Consider the following 21,356-nt stretch of genomic DNA (forward strand, 5'->3'; position numbering starts at 1 on the left):
AAGGGCTTGTCAATCCGGCGCGCCGGTCAGGGCGCTTTGCTGCTGGCGGGCCCACATGCCGGCGTAGATGCCGTCCTGCGCCAGCAGCTGCGCATGGCGGCCGCGTTCGACGATGCGGCCTTCGGCCAGCACGATGATCTCGTCCGCATCCGCCACGGTGGACAGGCGGTGGGCGATGATCAGCGTGCTGCGGCCCTGGCTGACTTCGCGCAGATTGGCCTGGATTTCGCGTTCGGTGTGGGTGTCCAGCGCGCTGGTGGCTTCGTCGAACAGGAAGATGGGCGGGTTCTTCAGGATGGTCCGGGCGATCGCCACGCGCTGCTTTTCGCCGCCGGACAGCTTCAGCCCGCGTTCGCCCACCATGGTCTGGTAGCCGTCCGGCATGGCCATGATCAGGTCGTGGATGTGGGCCAGGCGCGCCGCCGCCTGGATCTCTTCCTCGCTGGCGCCGGGGCGGCCGTAACCGATGTTGTAGAGGATGGTGTCGTTGAACAGCACGGTGTCCTGCGGCACGACGCCGATCGCGGCGCGCAGGCTGGCCTGGGTCACGCTGCGCACGTCCTGGCCGTCGATGAGGATCGCGCCGCCGTCGGCGTCGTAGAAGCGGAACAGCAGGCGCGCGATGGTCGATTTGCCGGCGCCGGAGGTGCCGACGACGGCCACGGTCCTGCCCGCGGGGATGGTGAAGCTGACGCCCTTCAGGATGGGGCGGCGCGCGTCGTAGCCGAAATGCACGTCGCGGAACTCCACTGCGCCGCCCGCCACGCGCAGGGGCTGCGCATCGGGCCGGTCGGCCACTTCGCGGTCCTGTCCCAGCAGTTCGAACATGCGCTCCATGTCGATGATGGCTTGCTTGATCTCGCGGTAGACGAAGCCGAAGAAGCTCAGCGGCTGGTACAGCTGCAGCAGGTAGGTGTTGACCAGCACGAAATCGCCCAGCGTGTAGCGGCCCTCGGCGATGCCGGTGGCAGCCATCCACATGACCAGGGTGAGGCCCACCGAGATGATGGCGGCCTGGCCGATGTTGAGGATGGACAGGCTGACCTGGCTGCGCACGGCGGCGCGTTCATAGCGCTTGAGCGACGCGTCGTAGCGGCGCGCCTCGTGTTCCTCGTTGCCGAAGTATTTGACCGTCTCGTAGTTCAGCAGGCTCTCGATGGCCTTGGTGTTGGCCTCGGAGTCGGTTTCGTTCATCTGGCGCCGGAACTTGGCGCGCCATTCCGTGACCAACAGCGTGTACGCCATGTACAGCGTGACGGTGGCGCCGGTGGCCAGCGCCAGCCAGATGTCGAACATCTTCCACAGCACCACGCAGACCAGTCCGATCTCGAAGAAGGTCGGCAGGATGCTGAAGAGCAGGAACGACAGCAGGGTCTGGATGCCCTTGGTGCCGCGCTCGATGGCGCGGTTCAGGCCGCCGGTCTGGCGCGTCAGGTGAAAGCGCAGCGCCAGCGCATGCAAGTGGCGAAAGACCTGCAGGCCGACCGCGCGGATGGCGTGCTGCCCGACGCGCGCGAAGATGGCGTCGCGCAGTTCCGAGAACAGCAGCGAAAGCACCCGGGCCGTGCCATAGGCCAGGATCAGGCCCAGCGGCACGGTGACGGAACCCGGGGCGCCCTGGCCCAGCTCGTCGATGGCGTGCTTGTACAGCAGCGGGACATAGACCGTGGCCACCTTGGCCGCGAACAGGCACAGCAGGGCCGCGATCACCCGCGTTTTCAGGCCCGTCTCGCCGGGCGGCCAGAGATAGGGAAAGAGGGTGCGCAGGGTGGAAAAGCCGCCGCGGCGTTCGGGCCGCGTGTCAGGAGCGTTCATGGTCAGGGGGGATGCATGGGCCGTCGGGCCGTCGGAAGCGCATTATCGGCCACAGGCGCCAATTCTGCCGCAGCACCGCGCCCAGGGGCGAAAACGCCTGCTTTGGCAGAGGGCATTCAGGGATTTTGCGGCTCTGGGGGTAATATCGGCCTCACGACCCCTGGGATGTGTAGACCTCTCCCGGGGGTTTTCAATCCGGCATGGTGACTCGGGCGCAGCCTGGCGGGCCCGTTCTTTACTGTCTCAACCAAGGATGAAGCCTGGCTGCCCCTTGGTTGCGCGACCCGGCGCATATTCGCCGCGCGGACGTCGCGTCGCAAGCTACGGAGGGTCTTATGGCGAAAGTACCGGCAATGCAATTGAACGACGGCGGCAAGATTCCCCAGCTGGGCCTGGGCGTCTGGCAGGTGCCGAACGATCAGGCCGCCGCAAGCGTGAAAGAGGCGCTGGCGGCAGGCTACCGCTCGGTGGACACCGCGGCCATCTATGGCAACGAGGCTGGCGTGGGCGCGGGCTTGCGCGCGGCCGGCGTGGCGCGCAAGGATCTGTACGTCACGACCAAGCTCTGGAACGACAGGCACGGCTACGACGAGGCCCATAAGGCCATGGACGAGAGCCTCGAAAAGCTGGGCCTGGCCTATGTGGACCTGTACCTGATCCATTGGCCCGTCGCCGGCAGCACGAAGTTCCTGGATGCCTGGAAGGCCATGATCGAAATGAAGGAAGACGGCCGCGCGCGCTCGATCGGCGTGTCCAACTTCACCCAGGCCAACCTGGAGCGGCTACTCGACGCGTCCGGCGTGACGCCGGCCGTGAACCAGGTGGAACTGCACCCCGGCTTTACCCAGCAGGCGCTGCGGGCTTTCCACGCCAAGCACGGCATCGCGACGGAGTCATGGAGCCCCTTGGCCCAGGGCGGCGTGGCCAAGGACAAGGTCATCCTGGAATTGGCCAGGAAGCACGGCAAGTCGCCGGCCCAGGTGACGCTGCGCTGGCATCTGCAGCACGATCTGATCGTGATCCCGAAGTCGGTGACGCCCGCCCGCATCCGCGAGAACATCGACGTCTTCGACTTCGAACTGTCGGCGGCCGACATGGCCGCCATCGACGGCATCAAGCAAGGCGCGCGCCTGGGGCCGGACCCCGAGACCTTCGGCAAATAATGCCGGACGCCGGCACGGGCCTGGCGGTCGCGTCTAGCGCTGCAGCGGGAACACCCAGTAGCGCACGATGACCGCCAGCAGGATGGCCAGGGCGATCCAGGACGCCCAGTGCCAGCCTCCCGTGCCCAGCAGGGCGGCCAGCAGGCCGAACACGCTGAGCACGCCCAGCAGGATCGGCGCGCCCCAGACAAACATGAAACCACGGGCCGTCTTGCTCATGCGGGGGTCCTTTTCGGGATGGCGGCGGCCTGGTGCTTGCGCACGAGTTCGGCGATGCGCGCCTCGGTGGCGCGGCGGCGGGCCAGCCAGAGATAGAGGCCGCTGACCAGCACGATGATGGTGATGACGTCCAGCAGCGCCCAGATGATCTTCAGCGGCATGCCGCCGTAATCGCCGAAGTGCAGGGGCCGCGACAGTTCCAGCGCGGTCAGGTACCAGGGCATCTTGGCCACGGTGGTCAGTTCGCCGGTCTTGCCGTCCACCAGCACGGGCGTATTCAGCTTGGAGGTAAGCGGCGTGTCGCCGCGCATCCAGGTGATGTAGTGGTGGGGACTGCCGAAGGCGTTGCCGGGGAAGGCGATGAACGATACCTCGTTGCCGGGCAGCGCCTTTCTGGCCGTATCGGCCGCGCCTTGGGCCGAGGCCAGCTCGGTGGGGACGCTCTGGCCCTTGTAGGGTTCCAGGATGCGCACCAGTTCGGTGGACTGCCACAGGCGGAACAGCGGCGTGGAGAGTTCGTTGATCACGCCGGTCACGCCCACCACGAAGGCCCAGACCAGCGTCACGATGCCCAGCAGGTTGTGCAGGTCCAGCCATTTCAGGCGGGTGGAGCGGGCGACGCGTACCGTGCCGAATTCCAGCTTCTTCATGAAGGGGCCATAGAGCACCACGCCGGAAACGATCGCCACGCAGAACAGCAGCCCCATGAAGCCCAGGAACAGCTCGCCGGGCAGTCCCGCGAACAGGTCCACGTGCAACGCCAGCATGATGCCCATGAAGGAAAACTTGTCCTGGGTGTAGAGCGGGCCGTCCAGCAGCACGTCGCCGGTGCGGGCGTCCATGCGCACCGCGTGGCCGGATACCTGGCCGTCGCCGGGCGTTTTCGCCATGCCCACGTAGACCTGCGGCTCGTCGGGATCGAAGAACAGATAGTCGACGACCTCGCCCGGATACATGGCGCGGGCGCTGCCGACCAGCTTGTCCAGGTCGGCGCGAGGGGTCGAGGCCGGCACGTCGGACAGCGGCTTGCCGTCGTCGAGCCAATGTTCGATCTCGTGGTGGAACACCAGCGGCAAGCCGGTAAGACAGATGACGAGCAGGAATATCGTGCAGACCAGGCTGGTCCATTTATGGACCAGATACCAGGTTTTGATGGTGGACGCGGCAGTCATGGGGGAGGGCGGGGCCCTTGCAGGCGCGGATTTGAGAAAGCTGAATATTATCGCGAATAGTTTCGATTCTCGTAACCAAATTTTGACCATGACGGGGCAAAAGGGGATGGATGGGGCGGCGCGAAAGCGGGTTAAAAAGAGGGATCGAGCATCAACCAGTGGTAGCCCCGGATCATCATGGAGCAGCGTTTTCTCAAAGTCCCGCGCAACGAGCTAGGCCGCGATTTCGCGGTGGGCGATCTGCATGGGCATTTTTCCCGCCTGCAGGAAAGCCTGGACGAGTTCGGCTTCGATCCGTCCCGGGACCGCCTGTTTTCGGTCGGCGACCTGGTGGACCGGGGGCCGGAAAGCGAGGCCGCCCTGGAGTGGCTGGCCCGGCCATGGTTCCACGCGGTCCAGGGCAATCACGAGGATTACGCGATCCGCCACGTGCGTACGGGGCAGGTGGACGTGGACAACTGGCGCGGCTACGGCGGCGGCTGGTTCCTGGATCTGCCTGCTGATCGCCAAAAGGTCTTTGCCGAGGCTTTCGCGCAATTGCCCATCGCCATCGAGGTTGAAACCCTGGACGGCGCGGTGGGGCTGCTGCACGCGGATTGTCCGGTGCTGTTCTGGCCGCGGCTGGAATCCGCCTTGCAGGATCGCTACCGGCGCACCAGCGCCGCCTGCCAGTGGTCGCGCGACCGCCTGCGGCAGATGGACCGCACCGGCATCCGCGGGGTGCGGGCGGTGGTGGCCGGACACACGCCGGTCCCGGCGCCGCTGCTGCTGGGCAACGTCTACCACATCGATACCGAAGGCTGGAAATCCGGCTACTTCACTTTCCTGGACCTGGAATCCCTGCGGGCCTGGCCGCGCGAGGTCGTGACCGAACTCGCGGAGCAGGAATAGCAGGCCTGGTTTCTCGGCGGCTGGCGCCGGCCGCGATCAGAGCGGCCGGGCGGCCACCGGCGCGGCGCCACTGACGGCGCTGGCGCGGGCGGGGGCGTCCGCGTCCACGCGCGGCACGGGGATGGGCGGGATGGCGGGCGGCGCATTGCCTGCCGGCGCGCCGCCCGCAGGGGCCACGGGAACGGGCACGGCCATCGGCGGTTGGGCGGGACTGCTTTGCGGCATTGCGCCGCCGCCGGGCGGCAGGGGCTTGACCGAGGTGTCCACGCCGTCCGTCGAACGGTTGTTGTTCAGGAAATCGGTCAGCGCGTCGCCCGAGGACAGGTCCAGCGAGGCCACGGCCTGGCCCGGCGGGAATTCCGAGAAATAGTATTCGCCGTTGTCCACGATCAGGCCGTCCGGCCGCGGCGCGGGCTTGGCTTCCGGCACGCCCTTCAACGCCGGCTGCATGTAGTCCAGCCAGGTGCTAAGCGCCAGGCCGCTGCCGAATTCGTTGGTGCCCAGCGACTTGGGCTGGTCAAAGCCCATCCAGACGGTGGTGGCCAGGCTGGGCGTGAAGCCCGAGAACCACACGTCCACGGCCTCGTTGGTGGTGCCGGTCTTGCCGCCGATGTCGTTGCGCTTGAGCACCTGGTGCGCGCGGGCGGCGGTGCCGCTGACCGTGACGCCGCGCAGGATGTCGTCCATGACCCAGGCGGTGCGGGGATCGATGGCGCGCGCCAGGGCGTCGCCGGCGACGACCGGCTGCGCCTGCATCAGCACGTTGCCCGAACGGTCGGTGACGCGGTCCACCAGATAGGGGGTGACGCGGTAGCCGCCATTGGCGAATACGCTGTAGCCGTTGACCACCTGCAGCGGCGTGGCGCCGCCGGCGCCCAGCGCCAGCGGCAGCACGGCCGGCCAGCGCGATTTGTCGAAGCCGAAGCGGGTCAGGTAGTCCTGCGCATACTGCGGCGAGATGGCCTGCAGGATGCGGATCGACACCATGTTCTTGGAACGCATGAGGCCCTGGCGCAGGGTCAGCATGGGTTCGTACTTGTTGCCGTCGTTCTTGGGCTGCCAGGCCTTGGAGCCGGTCTGCTCCGCGGTCAGCATGAAGGGCTGGTCGGAGATCTGGGTGGCCGGGGTCAGGCCGCGCTCCAGCGCCGCGGCGTAGACGAAGGGCTTGATGTTGGAGCCGGGCTGGCGCCAGGCTTGCGTCACGCGGTTGAAGCCGCCGCGGTTGTAGTCGAAGCCGCCGATCATGGCGCGGATGGCGCCGTCCTGGGGCACCATCGAGACCAGCGCCGCCTGCAGCGTCGGCATGTTGATGATTTCCCAGCCGTCGCCGTTCTTGTGGATATAGACGACCGAGCCGCGGCGCAGCCGCTGGCTGTCGCTGGCCTTGGGGTTGAGGGCGCGCGCCACCACCGCCAGCGCCTTCTTGTCATTGATGGTGATGATGTCGCGCGCGCTGCGCGCCAGCGTCACTTCGGTGGGGCTGGCGGCCAGCACCACGGCGGTCAGCAGGTCTTCGCTGTCAGGCGTTTTTTCCTGCACGCCGTCCAGGATTTCATCCAGCGCGGCCGGGTCCTGCTCGACGCCCTCGGGCAGGTCGATCTGGTCTTCCGGACCCGGATAGACGGCGCGGCGCGTGTAGTCCATCACGCCGTCGCGCACGGCGCGGTAGGCGGCTTCCTGATCCTTGGAATCGATGGTGGTGTAGACGTCGATGCCCTTGCTGTAGGTCTGTTCCTGGAACACGCCGTACATCAGCTGGCGCGCCAATTCGGCTGGGTAGTCGCCGTGGATCGCGAAGCCGCGCGCGCTGGCGCCGTCCGCGCCGCGGATGGTCAGGCGCTGCTTGAGCGCTTCGTCGGCCTGTTCGGGCGTGAGATAGCCCAGCGTTTTCATGCGGCCCAGCACGTAGTGCTGGCGGATCTCGGCGCGCGGGAAATTGGTGATGGGGTTGAAGCGCGACGGCGCCTTGGGGATGCCGGCGAGCATGGCGGCCTCGGCCGGCGTGACTTCCGACAGGGGCTTGCCCAGATAGGTGCGCGAGGCGGCCGCGAAACCATAGGCGCGGTGGCCCAGGTAGATCTGGTTCATGTAGAGCTCGAGGATCTGGTCCTTGGAGAGCTCGGATTCGATCTTGAACGTCAGCAGCAGTTCATAGAACTTGCGCGAATAGGTCTTTTCCGACGACAGGTAGAAATTGCGCGCCACCTGCATCGTGATGGTGCTGCCGCCCTGGCTCTTGGAGCCCTTGACGAGGTTGGTCAGCACCGCGCGCGCCACGCCCATCCAGTCGACGCCGCCGTGGCTGTAGAAGCGGTCGTCCTCGGCCGCCAGCACCGCCTGGCGCATCACGGGCGGAATTTCGTCAAAGCGCAGCACGTTGCGGTGCTCTTCGCCGTATTCGCCGATCAGCACCTTGTCCGCCGTGTAGATGCGCAGCGGCACCCGCGGGCGGTAGTCCGTCATGGCGTGCAGGTCGGGCAGGCTGGGCCAGGCCAGGGCCAGCGCCAGGCCGAGCGCGATGCCGCCGCACACGGCGAGGCCGCCGGCGGCCACGCCGGTCTTGACGAGGATACGTTTCCAGGGGAGGCCCGGTTTGCCGCCCGGGGTGGCGGAGGATTGCTGGGGGGTGCTCATTGCAGGCGATTCTAGGGCAGAACACGATGGACCGCCCAGAGGGTCATAAGGTTTCAGTAACTAAACATGAATTGCGTCGCGGATGACGCCAAATCCGGTTGCAGGCGTCAGCTATTGTTCAGGTAACGTTGCGGCGGCGCGCCCAGCGCGCGGTGGAACATGGCCGAGAAGGCGCTGGCGCTGCGGTAGCCCAGGTCGGCGGCGATGCGCGCGACCGGCACGCCCTGCGACAGCCGGCACACCGCCTCGGCCAGCCGGACCTGCTGCACCCACTGCCGGTAGTTCAGCCCCAGTTCCGCCTGGAACAGGCGGATCAGCGTGCGCGCGCTGGCGCCGACTTCGTCGCCCCAGTCCTCGATGCCGCGCTGCAGTCCGGGATCGTCCAGGATGGCCGCGCATATGGTCTGCAGGCGGCGGTCGCGCGGCCAGGGGATCTGCAGCGGCGCCACGCGGGCGGCGGCCAGTTCGGAGAGCAGCAGGGCGGCGACCTGCCCGGCGCGGCCGTCCAGCGGATAGTCGATGGGCTCGGCGGTCAGGGCCAGGATCAGCTCGCGTAGCAGGCCGCCGACCTCGACCACCTGGCACTGCGGCCAGTAGTCGCGGGCGGTCTCGGCTTCGAGATAGAGCGAACGCATGGATACCGCGCCCACCATGTCCACGCCATGCGGCACGCCGGCAGGCACCCACAGCGCGCGCAGCGGCGGCAGGGCCCAGAAGCCGCTGGGCGTGGTGACGCGCATGACGCCTTCGACCGCGTAGACCAGTTGCGCTCGGGGGTGCGAGTGGGTGCCCGTGCGGGTGCCCGGCGGGAATTCCTTGGCCATGGCCGTGACGGCGCGCGGCCGATGCTGGTAGTCCTGCGGATTGACGCTGCGGGCGGGGTCGGGCAAAAGGAGTCGGGCGGGCATGCGTGTCACTTCCGGCATAAGGATGAGCAGGGCGGCTCAGGCGTGATTTGCGGTTTTTGTCACCGTATTTTGTCACTTGTGCGACGAAAATTGGCAGATCGGTTCCGTCCCGGATTCCTACACTGGCTACAGGTCCCGGCGCGCTGCCGGGCATGCTCCCACTTTATCCGCGTCCGCCACCCATGAATCCACCGCAGAATTCCGCCGCCGGCGTCACCGCCGCCAATACGGCTCCACCGCCCGCCGCCTCATCGGATCCGTCCACCGCCTTCAAGGTGCTGGGCGCGATCAGCGTGGCGCACCTGATGAACGACATGATCCAGTCGATCCTGTTGGCCATCTATCCCATGCTGAAGGATTCGTTCAGCCTGTCGTTCGCGCAGATCGGCCTGATCACCCTGGTCTATCAGCTTGCGGCCTCGCTGCTGCAGCCTTTCATCGGCTTTTATACGGACCGCAACCCCAAGCCGTACTCGCTGCCGGTGGGCATGGGCTTCACCCTGCTGGGGCTGTTGCTGCTGTCGATGGCGCCGTCGTTCGGCTGGCTGCTGGTGGCCGCGGTGCTGGTGGGCACGGGCTCGTCGGTGTTCCATCCGGAGTCCTCGCGCGTGGCGCGCATGGCGTCCGGCGGACGCCATGGATTGGCGCAGTCGCTGTTCCAGGTGGGCGGCAATGTGGGCTCGGCGCTGGGGCCGCTGCTGGCCGCGTTGTTCATCATTCCGCACGGGCAGCGCAGCGTGGCCTGGTTTTCGCTGGCGGCGCTGTTCGGCATCGTGGTGCTGACCGGCATCGGCCGCTGGTACAGCGCCAACCGCGTGCTGCTCAAGCCGCGCGCGCGGCGCGAGGGCGCGGGCAACGGGCTGTCGCGCAACCAGGTGCTGGGCGCATTGGCGGTGCTGGGCGTGCTGGTGTTCTCCAAGTATTTCTACCTGGCCAGCCTGAACAGCTATTTCACCTTCTACCTGATCGACAAGTTCGCGCTGTCGGTGCGCGAGGCGCAGCTCTACCTGTTCCTGTTCCTGGCCGCGGTGGCGGTAGGCACGGTGGTGGGCGGGCCGGTCGGCGACCGCATCGGCCGCAAGATCGTGATCTGGGTCTCCATCCTGGGCGTGGCGCCGTTCACGCTGCTGCTGCCCTACATGAACCTGTTCTGGACCGGCGTGCTGGTGGTGATCATCGGCATGGTGCTGGCCTCGGCGTTCTCGGCCATCGTGGTCTATGCGCAGGAGCTGGTGCCGGGCAAGGTGGGGATGATCGCCGGACTGTTCTTCGGCTTTGCCTTCGGCATGGGCGGCGTGGGCGCCGCGGCGCTGGGCAAGCTGGCCGACGCCACCAGCATCGGCTACGTGTACCAGGTCTGCGCCTATCTGCCGCTGCTGGGCGTGGTCGCGATCCTGTTGCCGGATGTGGAGAAGGCGCGCCGCTGAAGGCGGGCGCCGGACCTGGCGCGGTCAAGCCATCCGGCTTGCGGCGCCAGGCAGCGATAACATCAGCCGGCCTGCACCGCGTTCAGGCGAGGGCGGCCGATTTCGATGCTGGTGATGTCGCCGGCCGCGCCGTGGTGGACGATGCAGGTGTGCGCGGAACGCACCTGCATCAGCTGCGCCGTGCTGATCGCGAAGCTGGCCGCCACGCGGCGGTCGCCCACCGGCTTGATCGGCTTGCGGCGGTCGCGGCCGGCGAACTTGCGGTGGTTGTAGACGGCCCAGCCCACCAGCACGCCCGCGTTGATCAGCGCCAGCAGCGCATAGCCCCAGAGCGTGTGCACGGTGGGCAGGAACACCGGCCATAGCGAAACATCGGGGCCGCCGGCGGCGGCGCGCAGGATCGCCAGGATGCCGGCGCCGAACAGATACACGAAGGCGAACCAGCCGATGGCGGTCAGGACCAGGTCGAACAGATAGCCTGCGCGGGAACGTTGCGTGGTGATGATCATGACGTTGCGTCCGGTGATTTGATGCCCCGGTCCGGGCTGGTCCAGCGCGCGCGCCGGGCCTGCTTGCGGAGCATGACTTTGGGGAAGCTGACCAGGGTGGTGAACAGGCTCACCATCCAGAAGGCCAGCGGATACCAGATGACCCAGTACAGCGAGCGGGCCAGGCCAGGCTCGTAGCGGCGGTCGATCAGGATGCTGACGACGAATTGCAGCAGGCAGACCACGGCCAGCATCATGCCGGTGAAGGCGGGCGGCATCAGGCTGGCGATCTGCATGTTGTTGGGCAGCGTGACCACCTGGCTGACGGCCCACAGCAGCACGGACACGCCGAAGGCGAAGGCCCAGGCGGTGGACAGGCAGAACTCGGCCATCAGCGGCCACAGCCGGCGGTGGCGCCAGACCCAGATGGAACGCAGGTTCTTCAGGAAGACCTCGGCGCCGCCCTGGGCCCAGCGCAGCCGCTGCTTCCACAGTCCGCGCAGGGTTTCGGGCATCAGGATCCAGCACAGGCCGCGCGGCTCGTAGAAGATCGACCAGTGGTCGCGCTGCAGCTTCCAGCTGATGTCGATGTCCTCGGTGATCATGTCCAGGCTCCAGTAGCCCACGCGGTCCAGCGCCGCGCGCCGGAAGGCGGCGACCACGCCGGACACCGTGAACACCTGGCCATAGACGCGCTGGGTGCGCTTGATCAGGCCGATGATGGAAGAGAACTCGCCGACCTGGATGCGCCCGATCATGGTGGAGCGGGTGCGGATGCGCGGGTTGCCGGTGACGGCGCCCACACGCGGATTGTCGATCAGCGGCGCCACCAGGTAGGCGGCTGCGTCCGGGTCCAGCATGGCGTCGCCGTCGATGCAGACGAGATACTCGCTGCGTGCGGCCATGGCGCCCATGCGCAGCGCCATGGCCTTGCCCTGGTTCTGCGCCAGGTGCACCACGCGCAGCCGCGGATGGGCGGCGGCCATGCGGTCCAGCATGTCGGCGGTGCCGTCGCTGGAGCCGTCGTTGATGGCGATGACCTCGATGTGCGGATAGTTCTGGCCCAGCGCGGCCAGCAGTGTCTCTTCGCCGTTGTCGGCCTCGTTGTAGCAAGGCACCAGGATGGACACCAGCGGGTTGCCGGCCAGGACCGGCGGCTGGCTGTCCTTGCCCCATTTCCAGTGCCGCTCCCAATGCCACCAGAAGTAGATGCCGCCGGCCATCCACATGCCGGACATGAACAGGGGGTAGAAGAACACGAAGCCCAGCAGCGCCTCGCCGGTCAGCATCAGGGTGAAGCCGAAGGGCGCGCCAAGCACCGCGCAGAGAATCAGCAGGGCAATCAGTCGGTCTATCATTTGATCGGATACCAGGCTTCGGAAATGGCGGGCCGGATGCCTTGCAGCCGGGGCTGGTCTTGCGAGAAATCGTCGGGGTAGTAGCCGAAGCTGCGCGAGCCGCGCAACTGCAGGCGCTTCATCCAGCCGGCGAGCACGGCGGTGTCGACCGGCGTGGCTTCAGGACGGCCCGGGCCGGTGCGCCAGTCGCGCGCCTGCAGTTCGAACACGGTCTTGTCCAGCGCCCCGGGGCGCTGCGCGACGGTATCGACCAGCCGGTCCAGCCAGGCGTTTTCCTGGCCGGCCGGCACGTTTTCCATCAGCGGCATCGCCATCGGCGCGGTCCAGTCATAGGCGCCGAGGAAGTCGTCCAGGTTCTGCGCGAACCAGGTTTCGCTGCCCGGATTCAGGATGGGTTCGGCAAAGATGTTGCGCGCCGTCTTGATTTGCGGGCCGCGCACCGCGCGCACCCGCTGCGTGAGTTCGGCGGTGAAGTCCACCAGCGCGCGGCTCTTGTAGCGGGTCCAGCGTTGCAGGGTGTCGGGATCCGCGCGCAGTTCGGCGATGCTGCCCGGCAGGCCCGCGGCGCGATAGGCGGCCAGCGCGCCGGGGCTGGCATCTTCGAAGTCCGACAGCAGCGCGTCGTCATGGAACAGGATGCCGTCGAAGATCGCGTAGCGGGACAGGTCTTCGTACAGGTCGCCGATGCGCGCGCGCACGGTGGCGTCGAACGGCGACAGGCGGCGGTACTGGTCGGGATCCGGCTCTGGCTGCGCCTGGCCTTCCTGCCAGCGCGTGACGCGCGGCAGGGCGGGATCCAGGTCGAAGGACAGCACCGGCATCCAGGCGTAGACCATCACGTTGGCGCGGTTGTGCAACTGCCAGGCGGCGCGGTTGAACAGGTCGGCGCGCATCGGCAGCCAGCGGTTGGGGAAGTAGACCGATTTCACCAGGCCGTCGCCCACCGGGTCCGAGTAGGCCTGCAGGAACACCGTGTTGATCTGCATGTCCAGGATGCGTTGCACCAGCTCGCCCAGGTTGCGGTCGGTCTGCGCCGGGTCCGGGTCGTAGACGTAGTCCAGGTCCACGTGCGCCACGCGCATGAAGGGCTGGGCTTCCATGCCGACCACGCTGTTGGCGAAGGGCTTGAGCGTGGGGTCGCTGGACAGCAGCAGGCGCGGCGTGGACATCAGGCGGCCGACGCGTCCCGGGCCGTCCTCCAGCGTCAGCGCCAGCTGATAGCCGTGTTCGGCGGTGATGCGCAAGGTGGAGCCGCCTTCGGCGCCATAAGGCCAGACCCAGACGCGCGGCTTCTTGCCGGTGGCGCGGCGGATCTTCTCGGTGATGGCGGCGACGTCGCCGCCCATGCGCGCGTCGAACTCCGCCTCGGTTTCGTAGCGGCGGGTCTGCGCGTCATAGGCGCGGATGGCGGCGGCGGGCTCGGTATTGCCCTGGGGATTGGCCAGCGCGCCGTAGTGCGAGGCGTTGGTGTGCGCGGCGATCTCGACCAGCCCCGAGCGCGAGATCTCGCGGATCTCGTCCCAGTTGAGGAAGCGCTTGCGGTCTTCGGGGCTGCCGCCGAAGTCCACGCGCTGGTTGGCTGGCGTGTCCATCCAGACGCCGACCGGCGCCAGCAGCGCAGGCCATTGATAAGCCTTGAGGATGGGCAGCACGCGGGTGTAGAAGCTGCGGTAGCCGTCGTCGAAGGACAGCAGCACCGCGCGCTCGGGCAGCGGCTTGCCGCCCTGGCGCGCGGCCAGGATCTGGTCCACGGTCACGGCCTGGTAGCCGTTGGCGCGCAGCCAGGCCAACTGTTCGACCAGGCGGTCGGTGCGCACGCTGAGAAAGCCCTGGTCGGGGTCTTCGTCTTCGACGTCGTGGTAGGCCAGGGCCAGGAACTGGCCCTGGACCCAGGGCTGTTCGGCGGGGGCGAGCGGGCGCTGGTGCGGCGGCGTGTAGACCGGGATGTCCTTGGCGCAGGCGGTCAGCGCCAGGATCGCGAGCAGCAGCAGGCCGGCGAGAATCAGGCGGGTATGGGTTTTAAGCATCATGGCGTTACTCGGTGCCGGGTTCAGAAGCGGTACGTCAGGTCGAACACGATGCGCAGTTCGCGCTCGCGTTCGCCGTCGTACGGGCGGCTGGTGCCGGTGATCATGGCGCCCATGTCGAGGACGTCGTTGGCGCGGTATCGCTGGCCGTAGCCCAGCGCGATCACGCCGCCGATGCCGTAGCCTTGCTGGGTGTAGGCGCCGGCGCCCAGGGTGCCGATCTGTTCCCAGGCGGTTTCGTAGCGGCGGTACAGGGTGTGCGTGAGACGCACGCCGGGCAGCAGCATCAGATCCGAGCGGGGATTGAAGTAGGGCACGTTGCTGTCATGGCTGTTGCGCTGGGTGGACGCTTCGAACTCCAGGTCCGCCAGCAGGTGCGGCGCGGTGTAGACGCGCTCGCGCCCGGCCAGGCCCAGCGCCCAGCGGTTGTTGCCGTCGCTGAAGTGCGAGGGCGACAGCGCCAGCGTCCATTCGCGGCGCTCGTCGGCGCGCCAGCGCACGTAGGCCGACACGCTGTTGGAGGTGATGCCGCTGGTCAGCGCGCGCAGCGGCGTTTCGCGCGACATGATTTCGCCCGAGCCGCCCACCTGCCAATGATCGTCCAGGTCGTAGGCGGCCGACAGGCGCGCACCTGGCTTCACGCCGTGGCCGTAGTCGTGGGTGGAGACTTCGCCTTCGACCGTGAGGTCGCGGCCGCGCCATTCCACGCCGGTGCGCAGCCAGCGGTAGTTGCCGCGGCCTTCCTCGAAGTCGCCGGAGGCATAGCCGCCGCCGCCGAAGACCCGCCAGTTGTAGTCCAGCGGAGAGGAGTACAGCACGGCGTCGATGCCGAAGTCGCCGCTGCCGTTGACCGGGCTGTCCGATGCCAGGCCGCGGTAGGTGTTGATGCGCAGCTCGGCCTTGTTGTGCACTTCCCATTCGCGCGCCAGGCGGCGGCTGGTCAGGTTTTCGGGCGAGCGGGCCATGGTGTCCTGCGACAGGGCTTCGGCCTGGCGCCATTCCTGCAGGTCCAGCGCAGTGAAGCCCTGGCCGTTCTCCACGCCCAGGCTGCGCGGCGCCAGCGTCTCGCCCATCTTCAATTCGACCTCCGAGGCGCGGGGAAGCGAACGGGCGCGATAGACGGTGGCCAGATCGCTGCGCAGGCCAGAGTTGTTGGGCGCGTTCGCGACCATCTCTTCGAGGCGCTGCTGGGCGGCGACGGTGTCATTGGCCTGCAGACGGGCCGACGCCAGGGTCTGGCGGCTTTCCAGGTTCAGGTCGTTGGGCATGCGGGTGGCCTGGCCCTTGTAGTACAGCCAGGGGGCATAGCCCGATTCGACCTCGTCGGTGACGGCGCCGGTCTCGTTGAACTGCTCGCCCTCGGCCAGCGAGTAGTACAGGCCGGTTTCGGTCGCCAGGCGCTGTTCGGCATCGTCGCCGCGCAGGGCATCGTTGGCGGCGACCTGGCGGTAGATGTCGCGGGAGCGTTCGGGCTGGCGCACGTACAGGTAGGCCGATGCCACGTCGTTCAAGGCGTAGCGCGGCACCGTGACGCCTTCGGCCAGCAAGGCTTCGTATTCGCGGACCAGATCGGCCATGCGCACGCGGACGTGCAGGGCGTGCAAGCGGTCGATGCGGGCGCGCAGCGCGTCGGCGCGGGCGTCCTCCTGCTGCTGCCAGGCGGGGATCAGTTCGTCGTAACGGGCCAATGCCTTGTCGGCCAACACGAAACGCTCGGCCTCCGACCGCGTGGGCATGGCCGCCAGCCGTACCTGCTGGGCCAGCGCGTCGGCCTCGAAGCCGCGCATCTGGCCGGCGTCGAACAGGTCCTGGTGGCGGCGCGCCAGGTCCAGCGCCACGTCGGCCATGCGCGCGCGCTGCAGCGCCCAGATGTATTCGCGCAGCACGTAAGACGTGTTGGGCGCGGCGGCCAGGGCCAGGTCGGCCTGGTGCAGCGCCTCGTAGGGTTCGCCCTGGCGGGCGTGAACGTAGCTCAGGGCAAGGCGGGCGTCGACATCGCGGGGATGCCGCTTGAGCCAGCGCGCCGCGGCGTCGCGTGCCTCGGGGTAGCGGCCGGCGTCGGCCAGCGTCATGATTTCGCCGGCGGGGAAGGCGGACTGGCCGGGATGGCGGCGCGCGCCCGCCTGATACGCGGCCAGCGCCTCGGGCCAGCGCTGCAGGTCGCGGTAGGCGCGTGCGACAGCAAGCTGGATGTCGGCGGGTAGCGCCGCGCCTTGCGGCAACTGCTCGTAGGCGGCAACGGCTTCGGCCGGCTTGCCGGCCCAGCCCGCGATGATGATGTGGTCGTGGATGGCGCGGCTGCCGCCGGCCGGACCTTGCTGGCGCAGCATCGTCAGGGCGGGCTCGTAGTCGCCGGCGCGCGCCCGGGCGATCAGGGCGTCATAGTCATTGCCGGGGCCGGCCAGCGCCATGGCGGGCGCCAGGATGGCGCAAGCCGCCAGCAGGCTCAGTCTCGGTCCAACGGCACCCAGGGGTGTCGATCCTCTGTTTTGCATCTGTCTTACTTCCGCAGTTGCGACTCGGGGCGTTCCTGTTCCGGCCGCCCAGGGGCATGCCTTTTTTCGGCGCGAGCCGAGGCGACACCTGGCGCAAAGGCGCCGGCGGCACGGGAAGGAACATTGGGTTAGGACTGCGCGGCGCCCGCTGCGGGGACCTTCGCACTCGCGCAATGGGAGTGCATGGCTAGTACGCGCCACGCCCGTAGGGCGTGATTGCGGCGCTCTTCATGGCACCGTCAATGGCACGAATTATAAGTGTGTTAACTGTCAGTCAACTGTCAATTAGTGCAAAGGGCCATGGCGAAAGTCCTGCCGTGGCGTATTCTTCGTCGCTTGCCGCGCAATCGTCTTGGCGCGGGCGGTAAAGGTTCAGGGCGAAACGGCGTGCGGCGACGGACGGGCGCCAGGTAGTGCCGGTCTGTCGCTGTACGGGTAACAAAAAGCGTCAGGGGTGGTGGGATGTAACCCCTCCAGGCGCATGAACCCAGTGCAACAGCAATGACGAGCGACGGCGGGCGCCCTCGGGGCGCAAGCCGGCAAACACCATGACGACTTCTCTTTTCTTCCTGATGTGGGGCCTGGCCACGGCTCTGGCATTGCCATTGCTGGCGCCGTTGCGCGCCCGCGACGTGGGCGGCGTCGGCGCGTTCACGGCGGGCAACGCGCTGGCCGTGCTGTCGCTGCTGGCCTATGCCGCCTCGCCCATTCTGCCGTCCGCTGTCTATGTGATGGTCTCGAACGCCGCCTGGGTCTGCGCGGTCAGCCTGGTCTACGTCGGCGTGCGGCAGTTCTTCGGCCTGCGCCCGCTGGCGCGGCGCACGGCGGCGCTGGGCGCGCTCAGTATCTCTGCGTTCGCGCTGCTGCTGTACGTGGCGGATGACTTGCGGGCGCGCATGCTGCTGTTTTCCGCCTACAACTTCGTGGCCATGATGGCGACGGGCCTGGTGTTCTTCCGCCAGCGCAGGCGCCTGCACACGCGCGGGGTGATGCTGTACCTGATGCTGGCGAGCTTCGGCCTGGCCGCGCTGCATGCCCTGCGGCTGGCGGTCTACAGCATCGGCGGACAAGAACCCTCGTCGTTGCTCGAACCCAGTCCCTGGGGCCTGTTCTTCATTGTCTGCGGGACGGTGACCGTGCCCGGGCTGTTCCTGGCGCTGCTGCTGCTGATCCAGACCAGCCTGTCCGAACAGATGGAAGCTGCGCTGACCTTCGATGGCCTGACGGGCGCCTATTCGCGCCGCAGCATCCTGGACGAACTGGAGCGCGAGCTGCAGCGCTGCCAGCGCGCCGGCGGCAAACTGGCGGTGCTGGTGCTGGACATCGATCACTTCAAGTCCATCAACGACCGCTACGGCCACGCCGCTGGCGACGCGGCGCTGCGCCATTTTTCGAAGGTGGTGCAGCGGGCGGTGCGCGCCAGCGACCGCTTCGGCCGGTTGGGCGGCGAGGAATTCGTGCTGCTGATGTACGACTGCGACCCGGCCCGCGCGCTGGTGCAGGCGCAGCGCGTCTGCGACGCCCTGCGCGACACGCCTTTCCACCTGCAAGGGCGCGAAGTGCGGATGACCACCAGCGGCGGCCTGGCTTCGTATCAGTCCGGAGACGGCGCGGACGGCATCCTGGCGCGCGCCGACGATGCGCTGTACCGTGCCAAGGCACATGGGCGCGACCGCGTCGAGATGGCCTGGATCGGCCGTCCCGCGGGCCGCGCGCAGGAGCGCGGCCCGGCGGTGCTGGAGGAGGAACTCAGGGCTTGAGGTGTTCCGTCAGGAACTTCTCCATGGCTTCGTAGAACTCGAACTTGTTCTCGTCGTTGTGGAAGCCGTGGCCTTCGTTGTCCTTGACCATGTACTCGACCTCGACGCCGCGGGCGCGCAGCGCCTTGACCATCTGGTCGCTTTCGTCTTTGTTGACGCGCGGATCCTTGGCGCCCTGGGCCACGAACAACGGCGTCTTGATCCTGTCCGCGTGCAGCGCGGGCGAGGTGGCGGCCAGGCGTTCGCGGTCGCGTTCGGGGTCGCCCACCATGTCCTGCATCTTGTCCAGCATGGGCTTCCAGTACGGCGGAATGGACTTCATGAACGTGAACAGGTTGGACACCCCCACGTAGTCCACTGCGGCGGCATACAGGTCGGGCGTGAACGCCACGCCGGCCAGCGTGGCGTAGCCGCCGTAGCTGGCGCCATAAATGCCGATGCGCTTGGGATCGGCGATGCCCTGTTTGACCAGCCACTGCACGCCGTCGGTGATGTCGTCCTGCATCTTCAGGCCCCATTGGCCGAAGCTGGCTTCCCAGAAGGCGCGGCCATAGCCGGTCGATCCGCGGAAGTTCATCTGCAGCACGCAGAAGCCGCGGTTGGCCAGGAACTGGACTTCGGGGTTGTAGCCCCAGCCGTCGCGCGCCCACGGGCCGCCGTGAGGATTCACGATGCAAGGCAGGTTCTTGGGATCGCGGCCGGCGGGCAGCGTCAGGTAGCCGTGGACCGTCAGGCCGTCGCGGGTCTGGTAGCTGATGGGCTGCACGCGCGACATGTCCGCCTCGGGAATGGCGGGGTTGATGTCGGCCAGCTTGGTCAGCGTGTCGGCGGCGGCGTCGTAGATGTAGCGCGAGCCGGGCGTGCGGTCGTTGTAGGCGGCGACGATGAACTTGTCCTCGTCGCGGTTGGAGCCCTGGATGGCGAAGTCGTAGCCGGTGAGCTGGGCCGACAGCTTCTTGAAGAGGGTCTCGGTCTGCGCGTCGAAGAACTTGTACTGCGGCTTGTCGGTCTGGTAGGCGGCCACCGTCAGCACGCGGCGCTTGCGCGAGTAGCCGGCGGAATCCAGGTCGACGGTGTCGGGCGTGAAGATCTCTTCCTCGGCCTCGGGCTTGGCGGGGTCGATCACCACCAGTGACAGCTTGTCGCGCCCGCGGTTGGACAGGGCGTAGAACTTCTTGTCGTCGAAGGTGAAGAACGCCGGACTGACGCTGGTGCGGTAATCGGTGGTGATGAGCGGACGGAACTCGGACGATTCGTCGTCGCGGTAAAGCAGGGTGGTGTTCAGGCCGTCGCTGGCGACGGCGGCGCGCACCTTGCCGGCGTGGTCGGTCTGCCAGCCGACGATGTTGCCCGGGTTCTGCGCCACCAGCTCCGCGGCGCCCGTGTGCACGTTGACGCGGTAGACGTCGAAGACTTCCGGATTGCGCTGGTTGTGGCTGATGAGGACGTGGTCGGGGTCGTCTTCCAGATCGTCCTCGATGCCGGCGCGCACGCCTTCATAGGGCGTCAGGTCGGTGATCTTGCCGGTCTTGGCGTTGACGGCCAGCACGTGGAAGTTCTCGTCGCCGCCGAAGTCCTTCTGGTAGAGCACCACGTCGGCGCCTTTCCAGAAGAAGTTGCTGATGTCGCGCGCGGTTTCGCTGGTCAGCTGGCGCGCGTCGCCGACAGGCGTGCTGCCTTGCAGCGGCTGCACGTAGATGTTCATGCGGGCGGGATTGCCGTCCACGCTGGTGGGCTGCATGAAGCCCAGTGTGCGGCCGTCGTCGGCCAGGCGGAAGAAGCCCCGCTCGGGGTTGCGGAAGAAATCCTTGAGGGGATAGGCGCGCGGCGGTTGCGCGGCGCTGGCGCCCAGCGATACGCCGATGATGCTGGCGGCCAGGACGGTGCGCTTGAGGAATGAGAACAAGGGGGACCTCCGAAGTTGCCGCGGCGGGCGCTTGGGGCCGGCCGCCGGGTGGTCCGTCGATAATGCCATAGCGGCGCGGGCGGTGTCGAACCGCCCGCGGACGCTGTCGGCCGTGCCCAGGCCTACTGCGGCTCCAGCCCCGTCGCCTTGACGATGGCGCCGTACTTGGCCATTTCGGCGCCGATGAAGGTTTTGAATTCCTGGGGCGGCTTATAGGAAATGGCCAGCCCTTGGCCCTGCAGTTTTTCCTTTACATCGGCGGCCTCCAGCGCCTGGGCCGTGTCCTTGGAAATGCGCTCCACCAGGGCCGGTGGCATGCCGGCGGGGCCGAACAGACCGAACCAGTTGGATATGTCGAAGTCGTCCAGGCCGACCTCCTTGGCCGTCGGCGTCGAAGGCAGGACGTCCTGGCGTTGGGGACCGGCGATGAACAGCGGGTGCAGCTTGCCGGCGCCGATCTGGCCGATGATGGCTGGCGCCGTGGCGAAGAAGATGTCGATCTGGCCGCCCACCAGATCGGCCACGGCCAGTGCCGTGCCGCGGTAGGGCACGTGGGTCAGGTTCATGCCGGAACGCACCCGCAGCAGTTCGCCGGCCAGGTGCTGCTGGCCGCCCATGCCCGGCGAACCGTAGACCAGTGGCGCCTTTGCGCCTTGTCGCTTGAGATCGCCGTAGGTGGTGGCGGGCAGCTTGGGACCGCTGACCAGCACCAGCGGCGCATCCGCCACGAGCGCGATGGGTTGCAGGTCCTTCAACGGGTCGTAGCGCATCTGTTTATAGACCAGCTTGTTGATCGAGACCTCGGGCGTGTAGGCCAGCAGCAGGGTGTAGCCGTCGGGCGTGGCGCGCGCGACCTGTTCGGCGCCTATCATGCCGCTGGCGCCGGACTTGTTCTCCACGATGACCTGCTGGCCCCAGCTTGTGCTCAGCTTTGCCGCGAGGATGCGGGCGATCACATCGGTGGCGCCGCCGGGCGTGTAGGCGACGATCAGGCGCACCGGCTTGTCGGGATAGGGCTGCGCCTGCGCCAACATGGGAAGGCAGGCGGCGGCCAGAATGCCCGCGAGTTTGATTGCGTGTCGAAACATGGGGT

Annotated in this window: 15 protein-coding genes; 4 read left to right on the top strand and 11 right to left on the bottom strand. The window is 67.6% G+C overall.

What is annotated here, in order from left to right; all coding sequences use genetic code 11:
- Window positions 1-9: 9 nt before the first annotated feature.
- Window positions 10-1,815: an ABCB family ABC transporter ATP-binding protein/permease gene (locus tag ACZ5YA_RS01030; protein WP_165867890.1), complete on the bottom strand. Its 1,806-nt coding sequence runs from the start codon at window positions 1,813-1,815 to the stop codon at window positions 10-12.
- 335 nt (window positions 1,816-2,150) lie between these two features.
- Between ACZ5YA_RS01030 and ACZ5YA_RS01035 the strand changes: the two genes are divergently transcribed.
- Window positions 2,151-2,978, top strand: a complete 828-nt coding sequence (locus ACZ5YA_RS01035) for an aldo/keto reductase (protein WP_059378391.1) — start codon at window positions 2,151-2,153, stop codon at window positions 2,976-2,978.
- Between the two features lie 33 nt (window positions 2,979-3,011).
- Here the strand turns inward: ACZ5YA_RS01035 and ACZ5YA_RS01040 are convergent, their stop codons facing one another.
- Both ACZ5YA_RS01040 and ACZ5YA_RS01045 read right to left on the bottom strand, forming a co-directional pair.
- The gene (locus tag ACZ5YA_RS01040; protein ID WP_054458208.1) at window positions 3,012-3,197 is read right to left on the bottom strand and encodes a hypothetical protein; all 186 of its coding nucleotides are present in this window, start codon (window positions 3,195-3,197) and stop codon (window positions 3,012-3,014) included.
- Complete coding sequence (locus ACZ5YA_RS01045) at window positions 3,194-4,369, bottom strand: PepSY-associated TM helix domain-containing protein (RefSeq protein WP_059378389.1); 1,176 nt, start codon at window positions 4,367-4,369, stop codon at window positions 3,194-3,196. Before ACZ5YA_RS01045 ends, ACZ5YA_RS01040 begins: the two co-directional genes overlap by 4 nt.
- Before the next feature lie 177 nt (window positions 4,370-4,546).
- On the opposite strand from ACZ5YA_RS01045, the gene ACZ5YA_RS01050 reads away from it, so the two are divergent.
- A complete protein-coding gene (locus ACZ5YA_RS01050; RefSeq protein ID WP_059378388.1) occupies window positions 4,547-5,260 on the top strand; it encodes a metallophosphoesterase in 714 nt (237 codons plus the stop codon).
- 36 nt (window positions 5,261-5,296) lie between these two features.
- Here ACZ5YA_RS01050 and ACZ5YA_RS01055 read toward each other — a convergent pair whose 3' ends face one another.
- Together ACZ5YA_RS01055 and ACZ5YA_RS01060 are read right to left on the bottom strand one after the other, a co-directional pair.
- Window positions 5,297-7,894: a penicillin-binding protein 1A gene (locus tag ACZ5YA_RS01055; protein ID WP_464091880.1), complete on the bottom strand. Its 2,598-nt coding sequence runs from the start codon at window positions 7,892-7,894 to the stop codon at window positions 5,297-5,299.
- Window positions 7,895-8,001: 107 nt separating this feature from the next.
- The gene (locus ACZ5YA_RS01060; RefSeq protein ID WP_251880838.1) at window positions 8,002-8,802 is read right to left on the bottom strand and encodes an AraC family transcriptional regulator; all 801 of its coding nucleotides are present in this window, start codon (window positions 8,800-8,802) and stop codon (window positions 8,002-8,004) included.
- 182 nt (window positions 8,803-8,984) lie between these two features.
- On the opposite strand from ACZ5YA_RS01060, the gene ACZ5YA_RS01065 reads away from it, so the two are divergent.
- Window positions 8,985-10,229 carry an MFS transporter gene (locus ACZ5YA_RS01065; RefSeq protein WP_059378384.1) on the top strand — a complete coding sequence of 415 codons (1,245 nt, stop codon included), beginning with the start codon at window positions 8,985-8,987 and terminating at the stop codon, window positions 10,227-10,229.
- 62 nt (window positions 10,230-10,291) lie between these two features.
- Here ACZ5YA_RS01065 and pgaD read toward each other — a convergent pair whose 3' ends face one another.
- The 4 genes from pgaD to pgaA are packed head-to-tail and all read right to left on the bottom strand — an operon-like array spanning window position 10,292 to window position 16,597.
- Complete coding sequence (gene pgaD / locus ACZ5YA_RS01070; protein ID WP_251880828.1) at window positions 10,292-10,738, bottom strand: poly-beta-1,6-N-acetyl-D-glucosamine biosynthesis protein PgaD; 447 nt, start codon at window positions 10,736-10,738, stop codon at window positions 10,292-10,294.
- A complete protein-coding gene (gene pgaC, locus ACZ5YA_RS01075; protein ID WP_118934541.1) occupies window positions 10,735-12,075 on the bottom strand; it encodes a poly-beta-1,6-N-acetyl-D-glucosamine synthase in 1,341 nt (446 codons plus the stop codon). The genes pgaD and pgaC overlap by 4 nt, the downstream gene beginning before the upstream one ends.
- Window positions 12,072-14,105 carry a poly-beta-1,6-N-acetyl-D-glucosamine N-deacetylase PgaB gene (gene pgaB, locus ACZ5YA_RS01080; RefSeq protein ID WP_059378380.1) on the bottom strand — a complete coding sequence of 678 codons (2,034 nt, stop codon included), beginning with the start codon at window positions 14,103-14,105 and terminating at the stop codon, window positions 12,072-12,074. The genes pgaC and pgaB overlap by 4 nt, the downstream gene beginning before the upstream one ends.
- Window positions 14,106-14,125: 20 nt before the next feature.
- On the bottom strand, window positions 14,126-16,597 hold the full coding sequence (pgaA, locus tag ACZ5YA_RS01085) for a poly-beta-1,6 N-acetyl-D-glucosamine export porin PgaA (protein WP_464091881.1): 2,472 nt from the start codon (window positions 16,595-16,597) through the stop codon (window positions 14,126-14,128).
- Between the two features lie 548 nt (window positions 16,598-17,145).
- Here pgaA and ACZ5YA_RS01090 point away from each other — a divergent pair.
- Entirely contained in the window at window positions 17,146-18,357 is a 1,212-nt protein-coding gene (locus ACZ5YA_RS01090) for a GGDEF domain-containing protein (RefSeq protein WP_464091882.1), read from the top strand.
- On the opposite strand, the gene ACZ5YA_RS01095 is transcribed toward ACZ5YA_RS01090, so the two are convergent.
- Together ACZ5YA_RS01095 and ACZ5YA_RS01100 are read right to left on the bottom strand one after the other, a co-directional pair.
- Window positions 18,347-20,263, bottom strand: a complete 1,917-nt coding sequence (locus tag ACZ5YA_RS01095; protein ID WP_280016468.1) for a S9 family peptidase — start codon at window positions 20,261-20,263, stop codon at window positions 18,347-18,349. The two genes, ACZ5YA_RS01090 and ACZ5YA_RS01095, sit on opposite strands and share 11 nt — an antisense overlap.
- Before the next feature lie 122 nt (window positions 20,264-20,385).
- Window positions 20,386-21,351: a Bug family tripartite tricarboxylate transporter substrate binding protein gene (locus tag ACZ5YA_RS01100; protein WP_059378369.1), complete on the bottom strand. Its 966-nt coding sequence runs from the start codon at window positions 21,349-21,351 to the stop codon at window positions 20,386-20,388.
- Window positions 21,352-21,356 lie beyond the last annotated feature (5 nt).

This window comes from Achromobacter sp. JCM 18799 (assembly GCF_055395645.1).

Bases quoted from the DNA above. Each gene is read 5' to 3' on its own strand.
- ACZ5YA_RS01030 (WP_165867890.1), bottom strand. From the start codon at position 1,815: ATGAACGCTCCTGACACGCGGCCCGAACGCCGCGGCGGCTTTTCCACC.
- ACZ5YA_RS01035 (WP_059378391.1), top strand. From the start codon at position 2,151: ATGGCGAAAGTACCGGCAATGCAATTGAACGACGGCGGCAAGATTCCC.
- ACZ5YA_RS01040 (WP_054458208.1), bottom strand. From the start codon at position 3,197: ATGAGCAAGACGGCCCGTGGTTTCATGTTTGTCTGGGGCGCGCCGATC.
- ACZ5YA_RS01045 (WP_059378389.1), bottom strand. From the start codon at position 4,369: ATGACTGCCGCGTCCACCATCAAAACCTGGTATCTGGTCCATAAATGG.
- ACZ5YA_RS01050 (WP_059378388.1), top strand. From the start codon at position 4,547: ATGGAGCAGCGTTTTCTCAAAGTCCCGCGCAACGAGCTAGGCCGCGAT.
- ACZ5YA_RS01055 (WP_464091880.1), bottom strand. From the start codon at position 7,894: ATGAGCACCCCCCAGCAATCCTCCGCCACCCCGGGCGGCAAACCGGGC.
- ACZ5YA_RS01060 (WP_251880838.1), bottom strand. From the start codon at position 8,802: ATGCCCGCCCGACTCCTTTTGCCCGACCCCGCCCGCAGCGTCAATCCG.
- ACZ5YA_RS01065 (WP_059378384.1), top strand. From the start codon at position 8,985: ATGAATCCACCGCAGAATTCCGCCGCCGGCGTCACCGCCGCCAATACG.
- pgaD (WP_251880828.1), bottom strand. From the start codon at position 10,738: ATGATCATCACCACGCAACGTTCCCGCGCAGGCTATCTGTTCGACCTG.
- pgaC (WP_118934541.1), bottom strand. From the start codon at position 12,075: ATGATAGACCGACTGATTGCCCTGCTGATTCTCTGCGCGGTGCTTGGC.
- pgaB (WP_059378380.1), bottom strand. From the start codon at position 14,105: ATGATGCTTAAAACCCATACCCGCCTGATTCTCGCCGGCCTGCTGCTG.
- pgaA (WP_464091881.1), bottom strand. From the start codon at position 16,597: ATGCAAAACAGAGGATCGACACCCCTGGGTGCCGTTGGACCGAGACTG.
- ACZ5YA_RS01090 (WP_464091882.1), top strand. From the start codon at position 17,146: ATGACGACTTCTCTTTTCTTCCTGATGTGGGGCCTGGCCACGGCTCTG.
- ACZ5YA_RS01100 (WP_059378369.1), bottom strand. From the start codon at position 21,351: ATGTTTCGACACGCAATCAAACTCGCGGGCATTCTGGCCGCCGCCTGC.